Genomic DNA, 16,828 nt, shown 5'->3' on the forward strand with positions numbered 1-16,828 from the left:
CGTGGGGCCAGCCCTCAATCGCGCCTGCGCTGCAGGTAGTCGTACAGCTCCTGGTTGCTGTGCAGGCCCAGTTTCCGCTTCGCCTCGGCCTTCTGCCGGCTGATGGTCTTGGCGCTGCGGCCACTGTGGTCGGCGATGGCGTTCACACTCAGTCCGTCCGCCAGCAGCTGCAGGACCTCCTCTTCCCGCGCCGACAGCGGCGACGGCTCGCGCTGGAACAGCAGGTCGCGCGACTGCAGGTGCCGCCGCAGCTGCTGTGAAACGAAAACTTGGCCGGCCATTGCGGCGTGCAGCGCCTGCGGTAGCTCGGCGAAATCGGCGGTCTTGTCGACCAGACCCTGCACGCCGTCACGCAGCAAGCCATCCAGCAGCCCGGGATGGCGCGCGCCGGTCAGCACCACCACGGGCAGCCTGGGGTGCCGCTCGCGCAGGGCGGCCACCAGTTCCGGGCCGTCGGGCCCGGGGCCGGGCATCGCCAGGTCGGTCAGCACGGCGTGGCAGCGGTGCTGGTCGACCAGCTGCAGCAGGCCCGCGCCATCGCATGCGGCGCCGGCCACGTCCAGGCTGTGGCCTTCCAGCACGATGCGGATGCCGTGCAGGACGACCGGGTGGTCGTCGGCAATGATGATGCGCGGGTGCACGGCGGGCTCCTGGGAAAACAAACGGCGCACGCGGCGTGGCCACCTGTGATTCTGCAAACACCACAGGCGTGCAGGTATAGGAAAGTTCCGAATCGAACAATGGCCGATCCGGATGTTCATGTGGTCATAACCCTATGTGCTGATAGCGGGCCGCTATGTGCGCCATGCACCGGGACGCCACCGCCCTTCGGGTAAGCTAGCGCCCTCGTTTGCACAGGATTTCCAGGTGGCTGATTCTCCCAACGCCTCCCCCGCGCCGGCCCGCGCGCTGGCGGGCCAGAAACTGCTTTTGTGTGTGGGTGGTGGCATCGCCGCGTACAAGGCCCTGGAACTGGTGCGGCGCCTGCGCGACGCCGGCGCCCTGGTGCAGGTGGCCATGACCGCCGGTGCACAGCAGTTCGTCACCCCGCTCAGCTTCCAGGCACTGTCCGGGCAGCCCACGCGCACCACGCTGTGGGACAGCGCGGCAGAGCAGGCCATGGGCCACATCGAACTGGCGCGCTGGGCCGACCGCATCGTGGTCGCCCCCGGCACCGCTGATCTGCTGGCCCGCCTGGCCCACGGCCACGCCGACGACCTGGTCAGCACGCTGTGCCTGGCCAGCACCGCACCGCTCACCGTGTGCCCGGCCATGAACCATCGCATGTGGCTGCACCCGGCCACCCAGGCCAACATCGCGCTGCTGCGCCAGCGCGGCGCGCAGGTGATCGGCCCGGTCGACGGCCCGCTGGCCGAAGGCGAGTCCGGCCCCGGGCGTCTGGCCGAACCGGGCGATATCGTGGCCGCGCTGGCCGCCGTGGGCGGTGCCCCGGTGGTCGATGCCGCGCCGGAAACGCGCGCGCTGCAGGGCCTGCGCCTGCTGATCAGCGCGGGCCCGACCTACGAGGACATCGACCCGGTGCGCTATGTCGGCAACCGCAGCAGCGGCAAGATGGGCTTCGCCCTGGCTGCGGCGGCGGCCACGATGGGCGCCCAGGTGGTGCTGGTCAGTGGCCCGGTGCAGTTGCCCACACCGGCGGGCGTGCAGCGCGTGGACGTGCGCTCGGCGGCGCAGATGCGCCAGGCCGTGCTGGACGCCTTGCCCGCTGACATCTACATCGGTGCGGCCGCCGTTTCCGATTACACCCCGCGCCAGGTGGCTGCGCAGAAGCTGAAGAAGACCGCCGACAGCCAGTCGCTGGTGATCGAGCTGGTGCGCACCCCGGACATCCTGGCCGAAGTGGCCGCGCAGACCCAGGCCCTGAAGCTGGTGGTCGGTTTCGCCGCTGAGACCCACGATGTGGAGAAGTACGCGCGCGGCAAGCTGGTCGACAAGCGCCTGGACCTGGTGATCGCCAACCAGGTGGGCATCAGCGGCGGCGGCTTTGAAAGTGACAACAATGCAGCCACTGCCTTCTGGCAGGACGGCGAACAGGTATTCCCGGCCACCAGCAAGCGCGAACTGGCCGAACAACTGCTGGCGCTGATCGCGCGGAGGCTTACTGCATGACCCAGACGTTTTCCCCGCAGCCGCTGCAGGTGAAGCTGCTTGACCCGCGTTTCGGTGACAGCTGGCCGTTGCCGGCCTATGCCACTGAAGCCAGCGCGGGCATGGACCTGCGCGCGGCGCTGGAAACCGCGCTGACCCTGCAGCCCGGCGACACCGCGCTGGTCCCCAGCGGCCTGGCCATCCATATCGCCGATCCCAGCCTGTGCGCGGTGATCCTGCCCCGTTCGGGCCTGGGCCACCGCCACGGCATCGTGCTGGGCAATGGCACCGGCCTGATCGATGCCGATTACCAGGGCCCGCTGCTGATCAGCGTCTGGAACCGCGGCCGCGAAGCCTTCACTATCGAACCGGGCGACCGCATCGCCCAGCTGGTCGTCGTTCCGATTGCCCGCGTCAGCCTGCAGGTGGTGGATACTTTCACCGACAGCGTGCGGGGAACGGGTGGATTCGGCCATACCGGGGTGCGTTGACGGGGGAGATCAATGAGCGGCAACGGGGAAGCGAAGCAGGCGAAGTCATTGAGTCGGGGGGCACCGCTGCTGGGTGTGCTGCTGGTACTGCTGGCCGGCTGGTTCGGCTGGAGTGCCGTGCAGCAATGGCGGCAGGCGGCCAATGGCGATGCACTGGAAGCGGCCCGCGACCAGGCCGTGCAGGGGCTGCAACAGGCCGCTGCCGGCCAGCTGCAGCAGTTGCAGAAGCACCTGCAGAGCGACCGCGTACAGCAGGCGCTGCAGGCCGGTGATGCCGCGGGCGCCGCGCTGGCGCTGCGCGAAAGCTGGACCGGCGTGGAGCAGGTGGATGTGCTCGGCGCCGACCTCACCAGCGCCTACGCGGACATGCCGGCATTCGGCTATTCGCGGCTGGCCCTGCTGGAATCTGCGCTGGCCGACGGCAAACCGGCCCTGCGCGTGGTACGCGATGCGGGCGGCAATCGTCTGGGCCTGGCCGCCGCCGTTGAACTGGGCAGCGCCGGTCCCGCCGTGGCCTATGTGCGCCAGCCGCTGCTGCGGCTGACTGCGCCGCTGGACCAGGTGCGCACCCCCTCTGACGGCTTCCTGGCCCTGCGCCAGGGCGGCCATGACATCGTGGCCCAGGGCGACGCCGCCCTTCGCGAGAGTGCCGAAGCGCTGGCGCGTCCGGTGGCCGGCACGCCACTGCGGCTGGTGGCGGCGGTGCCCAACATCGACGCCGGCCCGCTGGGCCTGGGGGCACTGGCAAGCGCGATCGTCGCGCTGCTGCTGCTGTTCATTGCCGTGCTGCTGGTGGTCGGTCGCAACCGCCTGCCGAAATCCCTGCCGCTGCGCCGCGGCGCCGTCAGCGAGGGCGAACAGGGCCCGACCCTGCGCGAGAGCCTGCAGATGGCCACCCCGCCGCCGTTGCAGGCCAGCGAGGATGCAGGCGGCGCCGCGGCACCGCCGCCGGTGCCGCCGGTGGCGCTGGCCGCGGGCATCTTCCGCGCCTACGACATCCGCGGCGTGGTCGGCAGCGAGCTGAACCCGAAGACCGCAGCCCTGATCGGCCAGGCCATTGGTACCGTGGCGTTGGAACAGGGCCTGCGCGAAGTGGTGATCGGCCGCGACGGACGACTGTCCGGCCCGGAACTGGCGGCCGGACTGGCCGAGGGCCTGCGCCGCGCCGGCTGTTCGGTCATCGATATCGGCCTGGCCGCCACGCCGGTGGTCTATTTCGCCGCCTTCCACCTGCGCACCGGCACCTGCGTGGCGGTCACCGGTAGCCACAATCCGCCCGAGTACAACGGCTTCAAGATCGTCATCGGCGGTGAAACCCTGTCCGGGGATGCGATCACCGATCTCTACCAGCGCATCAGCGAAGGCCGCCTGCAGCAGGCCGCCACCCCCGGTGACTACCAGCAGCGCGAAGTTGCCGCCGACTACATCCAGCGCATCGCCGATGACGTGCAGCTGGACCGGCCGCTGAAAGTGGTGGCCGACGCGGGCAACGGCGTGGCCGGTGCGTTCGCGCCGCAGTTGCTGGAAGCCATCGGCGCCGAGGTCATCCCGCTGTACTGCGATGTCGATGGCAGCTTCCCCAACCATCATCCCGACCCGAGCGAGCCGGCCAACCTGGATGACCTGGTGCAGACGGTCAAGCGTTTCGGCGCCGACCTGGGCGTGGCCTTCGACGGCGACGGCGATCGTCTGGGCGTGGTCACCGGCGAAGGGCGCATCATCTACGCCGATCGCCTGCTGATGCTGTTCGCCGCCGACGTGCTGATGCGCAACCCCGGCGCGATGGTCATCTACGATGTGAAGTGCACCGGCAGGCTGTCCGATCACGTGCTGCGCAATGGCGGCAGCCCGTTGATGTGGAAGACCGGCCATTCGCTGATGAAGGCCAAGATGCGCGAGACCGATGCCGAGCTGGCCGGCGAGATGAGCGGCCACTTCTTCTTCAAGGAACGCTGGTTCGGCTTCGACGATGGCCTCTACGCGGCCGCCCGCCTGCTGGAAATCCTCGCCCAGCGCGAGGAAACCCCGGACGAGGTGCTGGCCGAACTGCCCGAGACCGTGGCCACGCCGGAACTGAAGGTGCCCGTGGCCGAGGGCACGCCGCACGCCCTGGTGGCGATGCTGGTGGATGCGGCGCAGTCCCCGGAGTCGCCGTACAGCGGCGGGCGCCTGTCCACCATCGATGGCCTGCGCGTCGACTTCCCCGACGGCTGGGGCCTGGTGCGGGCCTCCAACACCACCCCGGTGCTGGTGCTGCGCTTTGAAGGCAACGACGAAGCCGCGCTGGAACGCATCCAGGCGCTGTTCCGCAGCCAGCTGCAGACGGTATTGGGCGACACCCCGCTGGGGTTCTGATCGCTCTGGGGGACCGGCCCATCCACGCATGGCGTGGATCTACGGGGGTGCGGTAGGTGCCGACCTTGGTCGGCACGCTTCATCGGCGGCCCATCCACGCATGGCGTGGATCTACGGGGTGCGGTAGGTGCCGACCTTGGTCGGCACGCTTCACCCCTTGAACCGCAGGCCCACGCCCGGCTCGGTAAACAGGTAACGCGACTCCAGCGCCGAATCGCCCAGCTTGTGGCGCAGCTTGCCCACCAGGATGCGCAGGTAATGGGTATCGTGCTGGTGCGTCGGGCCCCAGATTTCCTGCAGGATCTGCGGCTGGGTCACCACCCGCCCGGCATTGCGCAGCAGCAGCGACAGCAGCGCGTATTCCTTGCGGGTCAGCGCCACGGGCTCGCCGTCCAGCGCCACTTCGCGGCGCACCAGGTCCACGTGCAGGTGGCCGTCATCGAACACCGGCGGCGTGCCATCGCTGGGCACGCTGCGCGTACGCAGCAGCGCCCGGACCCGCGCCATCAGTTCCTGGGTGCCGAACGGTTTGGTCACGTAGTCGTTGGCACCGCTGTCCAGTGCGCGCACTTTCTCGGCCTCGCCGGCGCGCACGGTCAGCATGATCACCGGCACCTGGCTCCATTGCCGCAGCTGCTGCAGCACGTCGTGCCCTTCCATGTCAGGCAGGCCGATATCCAGGATCACCAGGTCCATGTCTTCGCTGGCCGCCAGCTGCAGGCCCTCCTGGCCGCTGGCCGCCTGCCGCACCTGGTAGCCCTGCGCACGCAGGCTGATGTCCAGGAAACGGCGGATCTGGGTCTCGTCATCGATCACCAGCACGCGCGCGGCCGGCACGCTGGCGTCAGTGGGCATCGGGCTCATCGTGGTCGGCAGGCGTCAGCAGGGGCAGGGTGATGCGGATCAGGGTACCGCGACCGTCGCGCCCGGGCAGCGCCTGCACACTGCCGCCGTGCGCGCCGATCATGCCCTGGCAGATGGTCAGCCCCAGGCCGGTGCCATGGCGGCCGCGGTCGCCGCGTTCCACGCTGTAGAACATGTCGAAGATGCGTGCGCGCTCGTCGTCGGGAATGCCGGGGCCGGCATCGATCACGTCGATCCGCAGCTGGCCGTCTGCCACGCGCGCCTGCACCTGCACGGCGGCGCCGGGCGGGGAGAACTTCGCTGCGTTCTCCATCACGTTGAACACGGCCTGCTCGACCAGCGCCGGGTGCACCCAGATCGGCTCCAGCGTGGCCGGTATGTCCAGTTCCAGCTGCACCTGCGGCTGATAGCGCTGCAGGCGCCGTGCCGCGGACCCGATCAGCTCGTCCACGCCGATCCAGTCGCGGTGGATCTGCAGCCCCTCGTGGCCCAGCCGGGTCATGTCCAGCAGGTTCTGGATGTAGCGGTCCAGCCGTTCGCCTTCCACCTGGATGGTGTCCAGCAGTGCGCGCCGGTCGGCGCCGTCCATCGCATCGCCGTAGCTGGCCAGGCTGTCGGCCGAGCCGATCATCGCCGCCAGCGGTGAGCGCAGGTCGTGCGATACCGAAGAGAGCAGGGCAGAGCGCAGGCGTTCGGTCTCGTTGCTCACGTGCGCCTGTTCCAGCTCGGCCACCAGGCGCGTGCGCAGCACGGCCTGGGCGATGTCATCGACCATGGCTTCGGCCAGCTGGCGCTGCTCCGGCAGCAGCCGGGTATCGGCCAGGTACAGGCCGGCCACGCCCAGGGGCTGGGTGTCGCCATCCAGCAGCGGCAGGAACCACCAGTGCGCGCCGGGCAGGGTATCGGTGAAGCGGCCACTGGGCTGGCCGTGGCGCAGCGCCCAGTCGGCCGCCGCCAGATCGGTATCGCCGGGCAGCGGACGGCCGCCGGTGGCGGTCTCGGTGCCAATGCGCAGCCACGCGGGTGCATCCATCGCCTGCTGCAGCGCCTGCCGGCCGGCCTGCGCGACTTCGCCCGGCCCGGCGGCGCTGGCCAGCTGCCGCCCCAGTTGTTGGCGCGCACGTGCATGGCGGTTGGCTGCACGCAGCGCGATCACCTGCATGCGCAGCCGTGATGCCAGACGTCCGGCCACCAGGGCGGCGGCCAGGAACAGGAAGACGGTGATCACCCCCTGCCGCGCGCTGATGGCGAAGGTGAATCGCGGGGCGATGAACAGGAAGTTGTAGGCCAGGAAGCACAGGATCGCGGCCATCGCCGCCACGCTGGCGCGCGTGCGTGCGGCCACCAGAACCACCGCCACGATGAACACCATCGACAGGTCGGCCATGCCCACCCAGCGTTCGCCCAGCCACGCCACCGCGCATGCCAGCGCGGTGGCGATCAGCGCCTGCACGGGCTCGTAGCTGATGCCGCGCATCGGCGGCAGCAGGCCCTCGCGGCGCGAACGGGCGCGGGCCTGCGGCGTGCTGATGATGGTGATCTCGTAGTGTGCCCCACGCTGGATCAGCTGCTGGGTCAGGGTGCGGTTGAACATGCGCGCCAGCGGCCGTTCGCGGGTTCGGCCCAGGACCAGGGTCGAAATGCCGTTGTGCGCGGCATGGTCCAGCAGGGCATCGGCAATGCTGGAGCCGTGCAGCAGCTCTGCCTCGCCCCCCAGCCGCCGTGCCAGTGCGAACGCGGCGTCGATCTCGCGGCGCGTGGCCTCGTCCTGGCGCCGGCCCTGCACGGTCACCACGGTCCACGGTGCATCGCGGCGTTCGGCGATGCGCCGCGCTACCCGCACCAGATACTCGCTCTGGCCGCCACCATCAATGGCCACCAGCACGCCGCGGCGCAACGGCAGGTTCGCTTCGCCGCGGGCGGCACGCGTTTCGCGCAGGCTGCTGTCCACGCGGTCGGCCGCTTCCTGCATCGCCAGTTCGCGCAGCGCGGTCAGGTTGGCCGGGGAAAAGAACGCCTGCAGTGCCTGAGTGGCCTGCTCGGGCACGTACACCTTGCCCTGCTGCAGGCGCGCAATCAGTTCGCGTGGTGGCAGGTCGACCAGCACGATGTCGTGCAGCCGATCCAGCACGCTGTCGGGCACGGTCTCGCTCACCCGCACACCGGTGATGCGCATCACCACGTCATTCAGGCTTTCCAGATGCTGGATGTTCACCGTGGTCCAGACATCGATGCCGGCCTCCAGCAGCTCCATCACGTCCTGCCAGCGCCGTTCGTGGCGGCTGCCGGGCACGTTGCGATGCGCCAGTTCATCCACCAGTGCCAGTGCAGGCCGCCGCGCCAGCAGCGCATCCAGGTCCATCTCGTGCAACGCGTGGCCGCGGTAGGCCGCGTCCTTCAGCGGCAGCTGCGGCAGGCCGTCCAGCAGGGCCTGGGTTTCGGCGCGGCCGTGGGTTTCCACCAGCCCCACCAGCAGGTCCACGCCACGGCGCTGCTGCTCCTGCGCGCGGGCCAGCATGGCGTAGGTCTTGCCCACGCCGGGCGCAGCGCCCAGGAAAACGGTCAGCTTGCCGCCGGCTTCGCGCTGCAGGCCCTGCACCAGCGCATCGGCCTGGCGGGTACGCGCATCAGGGGATTGAGCGGCGGTCATGGTCACTCGTGCGTGCGCGGCAGCGTTTGCCGCAACGCGCCTCAGCCTGCGGGCGCCAGCCCTTTCAGTTCACGGTAGCGCTGCAGGGTGGTCTCGATCTCGGCCTTCAGCGCCACTTGCTGCTGCTCGAAACTGGCCTGCAGCCGCTGCTGCGAACGCAGCTGTGCATGCCGCTGGCGGATCAGGTCGGCCTGCTTGTCGGCCACTGCCGCGCCCGCCAGCTCGCGATCGCCGGCCGCGCCCAGCAGGGCCACCAGCGAATCGCGCAGGCTGGCCACGTTGTAGCGGGCGGTCTTCAGGTTGTTGTCCAGCACTTCCTGGCGTTCGCTGAACACCCTTCGCAGGGTGTCTTCATCGGAATAGGTCACCAGCATCGCCTGTTCGGTGCGCTGGCGGGTCAGCTCGGCCATCTTGTCCAGCTGGGTCTGTGCCGCCGCCGTGGAAGCGGCGGCACGTTCCTCATCGTTCAGCGCACGCTCGACCTGGGCATTGCGCAGGCCGCTGTTCACGTTGAACTCCTCGCGGGCGTTGTTCACCGCATCGGCCGGCAGCGCATCGCTGCAGATCCGTTCCTTGCCCTGGTTCCAGCAATACAGCTTCTTTTCCGCCTTGCCGCTGGCTTGCGCCAGGGCGGTGGCCGGAACCACCAGCAGCAGGCTGGCGGCAACAATGGCAGGAACTCGGAACATGCGACCTTCCCCTGGGTCAGCGTGCGGAGCGGACGCCGTACTGGGCCCGATAGGCTTCCAGCGGCTGCCGGTAGCCCACAAGTTCCGGGTTTCCGGAGGCGAAATCAAGCAGATCGGCCAGGGTGGCCACCGCGATCACCGGAATGCCGGCTTCTTCGGCCACGGCCTGCGCCGCCGAACGGTGGTCGGCTTCGGAGGCGATCTCCTGGCGGTCCAGGGCCACCACGATGCCGGCCGGGATGCCACCGGCGGCGCGGATGATGCCCATCGCCTCGCGGATCGCGGTGCCGGCGGTGATCACATCGTCCACGATCAGCACGCGCTTGCCGGTCAGGTCGGCACCGATCAGCTGGCCGCCCTCACCGTGGTCCTTCACTTCCTTGCGGTTGAACGACAGCGGCAGGTCGCGGCCGCGCTGGGCCAGTTCGCAGGCCATGGCAGTGGCCAGCGGAATACCCTTGTAGGCAGGGCCGAAGACCACGTCGTACTTGATCCCGCTGGCGTCGATGGCATCGGCGTAGCACGCGCCCAGCTGGGCCAGCAGCGAACCGGAGTCGAACCGGCCGGCGTTGAAGAAATAGGGGCTCAGGCGGCCGGACTTCAGGGTGAATTGGCCGAAGCGCAGGGCATCGGCGGTCAGGGCCAACTGCAGGAAACGGTGGCGATGGTCGCTCATCAAAACTCTGTTCATCATCATTTGGAGCATAAATCCTAATCCAGCTGGGCCTTTCGCGCTCGTCCGGGCCGGTGTGAAGGCCTGCCCGGGCGCCCTCGGCGCACTGCGCAGCCCCGCGGCCAACCGGTATGCTTGCCCGGTTTCCCGCCGTAGGTTCTTCTGCATGCGCATCATCAGCTTCAACGCCAATGGCATCCGCTCGGCCGCCACCAAGGGCTTCCTCGACTGGTTCCGTGCCCAGGACGCCGATGTTCTGTGCATCCAGGAAACCAAGGCGCAGGAGGACCAGCTGACCGATCCGATGTTCCGTCCCGACGGCCACCACTGCTTCTACCGCGACGCCATCACCAAGAAGGGCTACAGCGGCGTGGCCATCTACAGCAAGCGCGAACCCGACCAGGTCATCACCTCGCTGGGCTGGGCCCCGTTCGACGATGAGGGCCGCTACATCGAGGCGCGCTTCGGCAATCTCAGCGTGGTCTCCTTCTATATCCCTTCGGGCAGCTCGGGCGACCTGCGCCAGGGCTTCAAGTTCGAAGTGATGGAGTGGCTGCGGCCGATCCTGGAAGAGTGGGCCCGCAGCGGCCGCGATTACGTTCTGTGCGGCGACTGGAACATCGTCCGTTCGGCGCTGGACATCAAGAACTGGAAATCCAACCAGAAGAATTCCGGCTGCCTGCCCGAGGAACGCGACTGGCTCAATGGCCTGTGTGCCGACCACGGCCAGGCCACCGATGTCGCTTCCGGCCGCGGCTGGGCCGATGCCTACCGCCTGCTCAACCCCACCGGCGAGGACTACACCTGGTGGAGCAACCGCGGCGCCGCCCGCGCCAACAACGTCGGTTGGCGCATCGACTACCAGTTCATTACCCCTGGTCTGCGTGACCGCCTGCGCAGCTGCTCGATCTACCGCGACGAGCGCTTCTCCGACCACGCCCCGTTCACCGTGGACTACGACCTGTGAGTGAGGCCGCTGCGGCGCCCAGCTACAAGGGTTGGGCCGGCATCAAGCGCGCCTTCGGCACGCCGTCGGCGCTGACCATGGCCCTGCTGGGCTTCGGCAGCGGCCTGCCGTTCCTGCTGATCGCCTCGCAGACCCTGTCCACCCGGCTGCGTGATGTCGGCCTGGACCTGGGCAGCATTGGCCTGATCAGCCTGGCCAGCTTCTTCTATCTGCTGAAGTTCGTCTGGGCGCCGCTGCTGGACCGTTACGCGTTCCCGCTGCTGGGCAGGCTTGGCCGCCGGCGCTCCTGGCTGCTGGTGTCCCAGGTGGCCGTGCTGGTTGGCCTGGTAGCGCTGGCCTTCGTGCGCCCCGAACAGGGGGTGTGGCCGCTGGTGGGCTGGGTGTTGGCCGCGTCCTTCGCCGGCGCCACCCAGGATTCGGTGGTTGATGCCTACCGCATCGAGATCGCCCCGCAGACCGCGCAGGCCGCGCTGGCCGCCACCTACACGCTGGGCTACCGCATCGGTCTGATCCTGGCCGGTGCCGGCGCGCTGTACCTGGCCCAGTTCGAAGGCTGGATCGTGGCCTACCTGGCCATGGCCGCGCTGATGCTGCTGCCGATCCTGGCCACCCTGTTCTGCCGCGAGCCGGACCGCCCGGCCAACGCCGTGCAGCGCCGGATCGATGTGGCCGAAGCCTTCGTGCAGCCGATCACCAGCTTCTTCAGCCGCAACGGCATCGCCCTGGCGCTGGGCTTGCTGGCGTTCGTCGGTCTGTTCAAGTTCCCCGACCAGGTGATCGGGGTCATGGCCGGCCCGTTCTACCTGGATTCGGGCTTCGACAAGGCCGACATCGCCACGGTGTCCAAGCTGTTCGGGGTCTGGATGGGCATCGGCGGCGCCTTCCTTGGCGGTATCGCGGTGGCCGCGTTCGGCTTCCGCCGCATGCTGCTGGTGGCCGCACTGGGCGTGGCCCTGTCCAACCTGGCCTTCCTGCTGATGGCGCACAACCCCGGCCAGCTGTGGGCGTTCTATGCCGCGCTCAGCGCCGACAACCTGTTCCAGGGCTTCGCCGGCACGGTGCTGGTGGCCTTCATGTCCTCGCTCACCGACCGCAACTTCACCGCCACCCAGTACGCGCTGCTGGTGTCGCTGGCCAACCTGCCGGGCAAGTTCGTTGGTGGCGTTTCCGGCTACATCGTTGAAGCCAGCTCCTACAGCACCTTCTTCATGCTCAGCGCGGTCACCGTGGTGCCGACCCTGCTGCTGCTGGCCTGGTTGTGGCCGCGCATCCTGGACCGCGGGCCGCCGGCCACGCCCTGATTGCCTGCACGCCCCAGCTGCGGGATGATCGCCTCGTGCGCCGGGGGGGCGGTGCCTTGCGAACGGGGAGTGAGCATGGCCGACATAGTGCTGCGCGACGTCGATCCGCTGCTGCTGGAACGTATCCGGCGGGTGGCGGTCGCGCGTGGCTGGACCCACGAACAGACCTGCCAGGCGGTGCTGGAGCAGGGGCTGTTGAGCAGTGAACTGGAAGTACGCTCCGGCTTCGGCGATCCCGAAGTGGATGCGTTGTCGGCGGCCATCGCCGCGCTGCAGGCCATGCCCGCCGGCCAGGGCTTCGACTAGCGCCTTTGTAGAGTCGAGCCATGCTCGACTGCTTGTAGGGTCGAGCCATGCTCGACTGCCGTCACGGGCTTTGTAGAGTCGAGCCATGCTCGACTGCCGTCCTCACGCCAGGTGGATCGCCCCCAGCACCCGCGGCCCCTGCGCGCCGGTCACCGCCGGCAGGTTGCCCGGCAATCCCTCCATCGTGCGCTGGGCCAGCCACGCAAAGCCCATCGCTTCCACGTATTCCGGGTCCAGACCATGCCGTGCGCTGGATTCAACCAGCACCCCCGGCAGCCGCGCGCCCAGCCGCCGCATCAACTGCGCGTTGTGCACGCCACCGCCGCAGACCAGCACCCGCCGCGTGCCCGGCTGCTGCGCCAGCAGCGCATCGGCCACGGTCATCGCGGTCAGTTCCAGCAGCGTGGCCTGCACATCGGCGGCACTGAACTGGCCTTCGCCCATGTGCGCTTCGGCCCAGGCCAGGTGGAACTGCTCGCGCCCGGTGCTCTTGGGCGGCGGCAGATCGAACCACGGGTCGGCGCGCCAGCCGGCCAGCAGGCTGTCATCCACTGCGCCGCTGGCGGCAAACGCGCCATCGGCATCGAAGCTGCGACCGGTGTGGCGCTGGCACCACGCATCCATCAGTGCATTGGCCGGGCCGGTGTCGAAGCCGCGTACCGCGCCCTGTTGGGGAATCAACGTCAGGTTGCCGATGCCACCCAGGTTCAGCACCGCGCGGTCTTCATCGGCGGCGCCCAGCATGGCCAGGTGGAAGGCGGGCATCAGCGGCGCGCCATGGCCGCCGGCCGCCACGTCGCGGCGACGGAAGTCGCACACAGTGGTGATGCCGGTCAGCTCGGCAATCCGGTTGCCATCGCCCAGCTGCACGGTGAAGGCCGGGTCGGCCAGTGGCCGGTGGCGCACGGTCTGCCCGTGCGAGCCGATCGCCCGCACCTGCGCGCGATCCACCCCGGCCTCGTCCAGCAGCTGGTTGGCCGCGCCGGCGAAGGCGATCGCGATCCGCGCATCCAGTTCGCCCAGCTCCTCCAGCGACTGCAGTGGGCCACCTTCGCCCAGCGCGACCAGGCGTGCACGCAGCACCGGCTCCCAACGGGCGGTCAGTCCGTGTACGAAGTGGCAGCCGCCGGCAACGGGGAACTGCACCAGGGCGGCATCGATGCCATCGGCGCTGGTGCCCGACATCAGGCCAAGGTACAGGGGGGCGTTCGGGTCGGCGGCGGCGTTCATGGCGGGCATAAAAAAAGGACGTGGCAAGCTTGTGCTGCCACGTCCTTGTTCGTCAACGCAGGGGCTCAGCCGCGCTTGCGGGCCGGCGCCTTGGCGTCCTTGGCGCTGGCCACCTCGGTGGCGTCGGCCTCGCGGCTGGCCGGGGCCGGGCTGGCGTCGGCATAGATCAGCTTCTCCATGCCCTGGATACGGGCCATAGCCGGTGCGGTCTGCGCGCGGAAGGCCACCAGCTCGGCGCCCTTCAGCGGTTCCGGCGGCGGCATGGTCACCGTCAGCGGGTTGCGGTGCTGGCCATTCACGCGGAATTCGTAGTGCAGGTGCGGGCCGGTCGCCAGGCCGGTGGAGCCCACGTAGCCGATCACCGTGCCCTGGGCCACGCGCTGGCCGTTCTTGATGCCGGCAAAGCGCGACATGTGCCCGTACAGGGTGGTGTGGCCGCGGCCATGGTCCAGGATCACCACGTTGCCGTAGCCGCGCTGCACGCCCACGAACTGCACGCGGGCATCACCGGCGGCCATGATCGGGGTGCCGGTGCGGGCGGCGTAGTCCACGCCCTTGTGCATGCGCATCTTGCCCAGCACCGGGTGCTTGCGGGCACCGAAGGTCGAGCTCAACCGGGCGAAGGGAATCGGCATGCGGATGAAGCTCTTCTTCAGCGAACGGCCGTTGATGTCGTAGTACTCCGACTTGCCGTTGCGCTCGAAGCGGAAGCCCGAATAGGTCTTGCCGCCGGTGGTGAAGGTCGCCGCCAGGATCTTGCTGGTATCGACCTTCTCGCCTTCGCGCCAGGTTTCGTCCATCACCACGCTGAAACGGTCGCCCGGCTGCAGGTCCTTCGAGAAGTCGATGTCGTACTTGAAGATGTCGTCGGTCATCGTCGCGATCGCCGACGGCGACAGCCCGGCACGGCGCGCCGCGGCGTACAGCGAACTGGTGATCTCGCCACTGGTGACCACCGTGCGCGTGGAGGTCTCGCGCTGGGTCACCTTCTCCTTGATGTCATTGCCGGCCAGGCTCAGTTCCACCCGGTGCTCGCCGTCGCGGTCGAAGCGGATGCTGCGCAGGTCACCCGACAGCGGCATGTCGAAGGCAATCTCCGCACCCGGCCGCAGCTTGGTCAGCGAATCGCGCGCGCCGGGGTGGTCCAGTACCCGGTGCAGGGTGCTGGCCGGAATGCCGGCCTGGTCGAACAGTTCGCTCAGGGTCTGGCCGCGCTGCACCCGCAGCACCTGCCAGCTGTCGCCGGGGGTCTGCTGCTGGCGCGCCTGCGCAAGCGGCGGCAGCGGCAGGGCCAGGCTGGTGTGGCTGTCGGCGTAGGGCGCATCGATGGTGTGCGAGAAGCCGGGAACGATGGTCGCCACCAGCGCGCCGATGGTCGCGAACAGGCTCGCGTGCATCCAGTGGCGGCGGGTCCAGCGCTCGTTGAAAGCGGCGGGAAGGTGTTGCCTGAGCTTCCGGTGCAGGGCGTTGTCGTGCAGGACGTGGAGTCGTTCCTGGAAGCGCTGCTTGCGTGCGCGCCCTTGGTCGGAATTGTGCATCAGCGGTGTTTTCCTGGCGGGCCCGGGAGCGCGGGCCTGTTCGGCGGTTACCATAGACACCTGAGAAAACCGCGTCAAACCCTTGTGCCTATTGGCTTTTGTGAAGCCAATCGGGTTAACTTGGCGTTAACACCCCACATAAGAAACGGCACTGCCGGGAGTAGTCACGTGTCCTCGATTGAAGAAGCCCTTGCCCTGATCGGCCGCGGAGCCGACGAGATCCTGAAGCTCGAGGATCTGCGTGCGCGCCTGCAGGAAGGCCGCCCGCTGCGCGTGAAGGCAGGCTTCGACCCCACCGCCCCCGACCTGCACCTGGGTCATACCGTGCTGCTGAACAAGCTGCGCCAGTTCCAGGACCTCGGCCACCAGGTCATCTTCCTGATCGGTGACTTCACCGGCATGATCGGCGACCCGTCCGGCAAGAGCCTGACCCGCAAGCCGCTCAGCCGCGAGGACGTGCTGGCCAACGCCCGTACCTATGAAGAGCAGGTGTTCAAGGTGCTGGACCGGGAAAAGACCGAAGTCCGCTTCAATTCCGAGTGGTTCGGCAAGATGGGCGCGGCGGACATGATCCGCCTGGCCGGTCAGCACACCGTGGCCCGCATGCTCGAACGCGATGACTTCGCCAAGCGCTACGCGGCCCAACAGTCCATCGCCATCCACGAGTTCCTGTACCCGCTGGTGCAGGGCTACGACTCGGTGGCGCTGGAAGCGGACGTCGAACTGGGCGGTACCGACCAGAAGTTCAACCTGCTGATGGGCCGAGGCCTGCAGGAGCACCATGGGCAGAAGCCGCAGGTGGTGTTGACCATGCCGTTGCTGGAAGGCCTGGACGGGGTCAACAAGATGTCCAAGTCGCTGGGCAACTATATTGGTATCAGCGAACCGGCCATCGACATCGTCACCAAGGCCATGAAGGTCGATGACGCCCTGATGTGGCGCTGGATCGAGCTGCTGTCCTTCGACATCAGCCAGGCCGAGGCTGTGTCGCTGCGCGAACAGGTCGCCGCGGGCACCCTGAACCCGCGCGTGGTGAAGCTGCGCCTGGCCCGTGAACTGGCCACCCGCTTCCACGACGCCGCTGCGGCCGAGCAGGCCATTGCCGGCTGGGAAGCGGCGGTGACCGGGCAGGGCGACATCACCCAGCTGCCGCTGCAGGACGTGGCCATTCCGGCCGAGGGCCTGCGTATTGCTGCGCTGCTGACCGCCGCCGGCCTGACCCCCAGCAACTCCGAAGCCAACCGCAAGCTCAAGGAGCGCGCAGTGAAGGTGGACGGTGAAGTCGTGGAAGACGGCCAGCAGGTGCTGCAGCCGGGCTTTGAAGGCCTGCTGCAGGTCGGCAAGCGCACCTTTGCCCGTGTCCGTCTGATCGTTGCCTGATCCGCGCGGGGGCCGGCGTCAGCCGGCCCCCGCGTCCGCTTCGGCTGAACGAATGCAACATCCGTAAAAAAAAATTGCCACACCCCCTTCACAAATGCGGCGAACGGAGACATACTTTCTCTCCCCCGTCGCAGGGTTCGCCGCCAAGGCCTCCCAGCGACACCAGGGCGCCCACCACCGCCGAACGAGATGATCGAACGAAGGTGTTGACAGACTGAAAAAGCCTGACATAATGGGCGGCTCGCTACGAAGGAAACTTCGCAGCACACGGGAAT

Annotated in this window: 14 protein-coding genes; 7 read left to right on the forward strand and 7 right to left on the reverse strand. The window is 68.6% G+C overall.

What is annotated here, in order from left to right; translation table 11 throughout:
* Positions 1-14 precede the first annotated feature (14 nt).
* Positions 15-641, reverse strand: a complete 627-nt coding sequence (locus tag AC06FA_RS11390) for a response regulator (RefSeq protein ID WP_478068390.1) — start codon at positions 639-641, stop codon at positions 15-17.
* A 226-nt stretch (positions 642-867) separates the two neighbouring features.
* Between AC06FA_RS11390 and coaBC the strand changes: the two genes are divergently transcribed.
* The 3 genes from coaBC to AC06FA_RS11405 are packed head-to-tail and all read left to right on the forward strand — an operon-like array spanning position 868 to position 4,955.
* The gene (gene coaBC / locus AC06FA_RS11395) at positions 868-2,130 is read left to right on the forward strand and encodes a bifunctional phosphopantothenoylcysteine decarboxylase/phosphopantothenate--cysteine ligase CoaBC (protein WP_478068391.1); all 1,263 of its coding nucleotides are present in this window, start codon (positions 868-870) and stop codon (positions 2,128-2,130) included.
* Positions 2,127-2,600: a dUTP diphosphatase gene (gene dut / locus AC06FA_RS11400; RefSeq protein WP_478068392.1), complete on the forward strand. Its 474-nt coding sequence runs from the start codon at positions 2,127-2,129 to the stop codon at positions 2,598-2,600. Before coaBC ends, dut begins: the two co-directional genes overlap by 4 nt.
* Positions 2,601-2,612: 12 nt before the next feature.
* Positions 2,613-4,955 carry a phosphomannomutase/phosphoglucomutase gene (locus tag AC06FA_RS11405; RefSeq protein WP_478068393.1) on the forward strand — a complete coding sequence of 781 codons (2,343 nt, stop codon included), beginning with the start codon at positions 2,613-2,615 and terminating at the stop codon, positions 4,953-4,955.
* Between the two features lie 150 nt (positions 4,956-5,105).
* Here the strand turns inward: AC06FA_RS11405 and AC06FA_RS11410 are convergent, their stop codons facing one another.
* Genes AC06FA_RS11410 through pyrE form a run of 4 tightly spaced genes read right to left on the reverse strand, consistent with a single transcriptional unit; the run spans position 5,106 to position 9,834 of the window.
* Positions 5,106-5,810: a response regulator transcription factor gene (locus AC06FA_RS11410; RefSeq protein WP_478068394.1), complete on the reverse strand. Its 705-nt coding sequence runs from the start codon at positions 5,808-5,810 to the stop codon at positions 5,106-5,108.
* The gene (locus AC06FA_RS11415) at positions 5,800-8,469 is read right to left on the reverse strand and encodes an ATP-binding protein (protein WP_478068395.1); all 2,670 of its coding nucleotides are present in this window, start codon (positions 8,467-8,469) and stop codon (positions 5,800-5,802) included. The genes AC06FA_RS11410 and AC06FA_RS11415 overlap by 11 nt, the downstream gene beginning before the upstream one ends.
* Before the next feature lie 41 nt (positions 8,470-8,510).
* Positions 8,511-9,158, reverse strand: coding sequence for a hypothetical protein (locus AC06FA_RS11420; RefSeq protein ID WP_478068396.1), 648 nt, complete (start codon positions 9,156-9,158; stop codon positions 8,511-8,513).
* Between the two features lie 16 nt (positions 9,159-9,174).
* On the reverse strand, positions 9,175-9,834 hold the full coding sequence (pyrE, locus tag AC06FA_RS11425) for an orotate phosphoribosyltransferase (RefSeq protein WP_478068397.1): 660 nt from the start codon (positions 9,832-9,834) through the stop codon (positions 9,175-9,177).
* Between the two features lie 163 nt (positions 9,835-9,997).
* Between pyrE and AC06FA_RS11430 the strand changes: the two genes are divergently transcribed.
* The 3 genes from AC06FA_RS11430 (at position 9,998) to AC06FA_RS11440 (ending at position 12,405) form a co-directional block, all read left to right on the forward strand.
* Positions 9,998-10,798: an exodeoxyribonuclease III gene (locus AC06FA_RS11430; RefSeq protein WP_478068399.1), complete on the forward strand. Its 801-nt coding sequence runs from the start codon at positions 9,998-10,000 to the stop codon at positions 10,796-10,798.
* Positions 10,795-12,099 carry an AmpG family muropeptide MFS transporter gene (locus AC06FA_RS11435; protein WP_478068400.1) on the forward strand — a complete coding sequence of 435 codons (1,305 nt, stop codon included), beginning with the start codon at positions 10,795-10,797 and terminating at the stop codon, positions 12,097-12,099. Before AC06FA_RS11430 ends, AC06FA_RS11435 begins: the two co-directional genes overlap by 4 nt.
* 75 nt (positions 12,100-12,174) lie before the next feature.
* Positions 12,175-12,405: a hypothetical protein gene (locus AC06FA_RS11440; RefSeq protein ID WP_108751450.1), complete on the forward strand. Its 231-nt coding sequence runs from the start codon at positions 12,175-12,177 to the stop codon at positions 12,403-12,405.
* A 102-nt stretch (positions 12,406-12,507) separates the two neighbouring features.
* Here AC06FA_RS11440 and AC06FA_RS11445 read toward each other — a convergent pair whose 3' ends face one another.
* Both AC06FA_RS11445 and AC06FA_RS11450 read right to left on the reverse strand, forming a co-directional pair.
* Positions 12,508-13,635 carry an anhydro-N-acetylmuramic acid kinase gene (locus AC06FA_RS11445; protein WP_478068401.1) on the reverse strand — a complete coding sequence of 376 codons (1,128 nt, stop codon included), beginning with the start codon at positions 13,633-13,635 and terminating at the stop codon, positions 12,508-12,510.
* Between the two features lie 65 nt (positions 13,636-13,700).
* Entirely contained in the window at positions 13,701-15,173 is a 1,473-nt protein-coding gene (locus AC06FA_RS11450; protein WP_478068402.1) for a peptidoglycan DD-metalloendopeptidase family protein, read from the reverse strand.
* A gap of 168 nt (positions 15,174-15,341) precedes the next feature.
* Here AC06FA_RS11450 and tyrS point away from each other — a divergent pair, with 168 nt between their 5' ends.
* Positions 15,342-16,553: a tyrosine--tRNA ligase gene (gene tyrS, locus AC06FA_RS11455; protein WP_108761015.1), complete on the forward strand. Its 1,212-nt coding sequence runs from the start codon at positions 15,342-15,344 to the stop codon at positions 16,551-16,553.
* The last annotated feature ends 275 nt before the right edge of the window (positions 16,554-16,828 follow it).

Source organism: Stenotrophomonas sp. Steno-C17 (genome assembly GCF_056393165.1).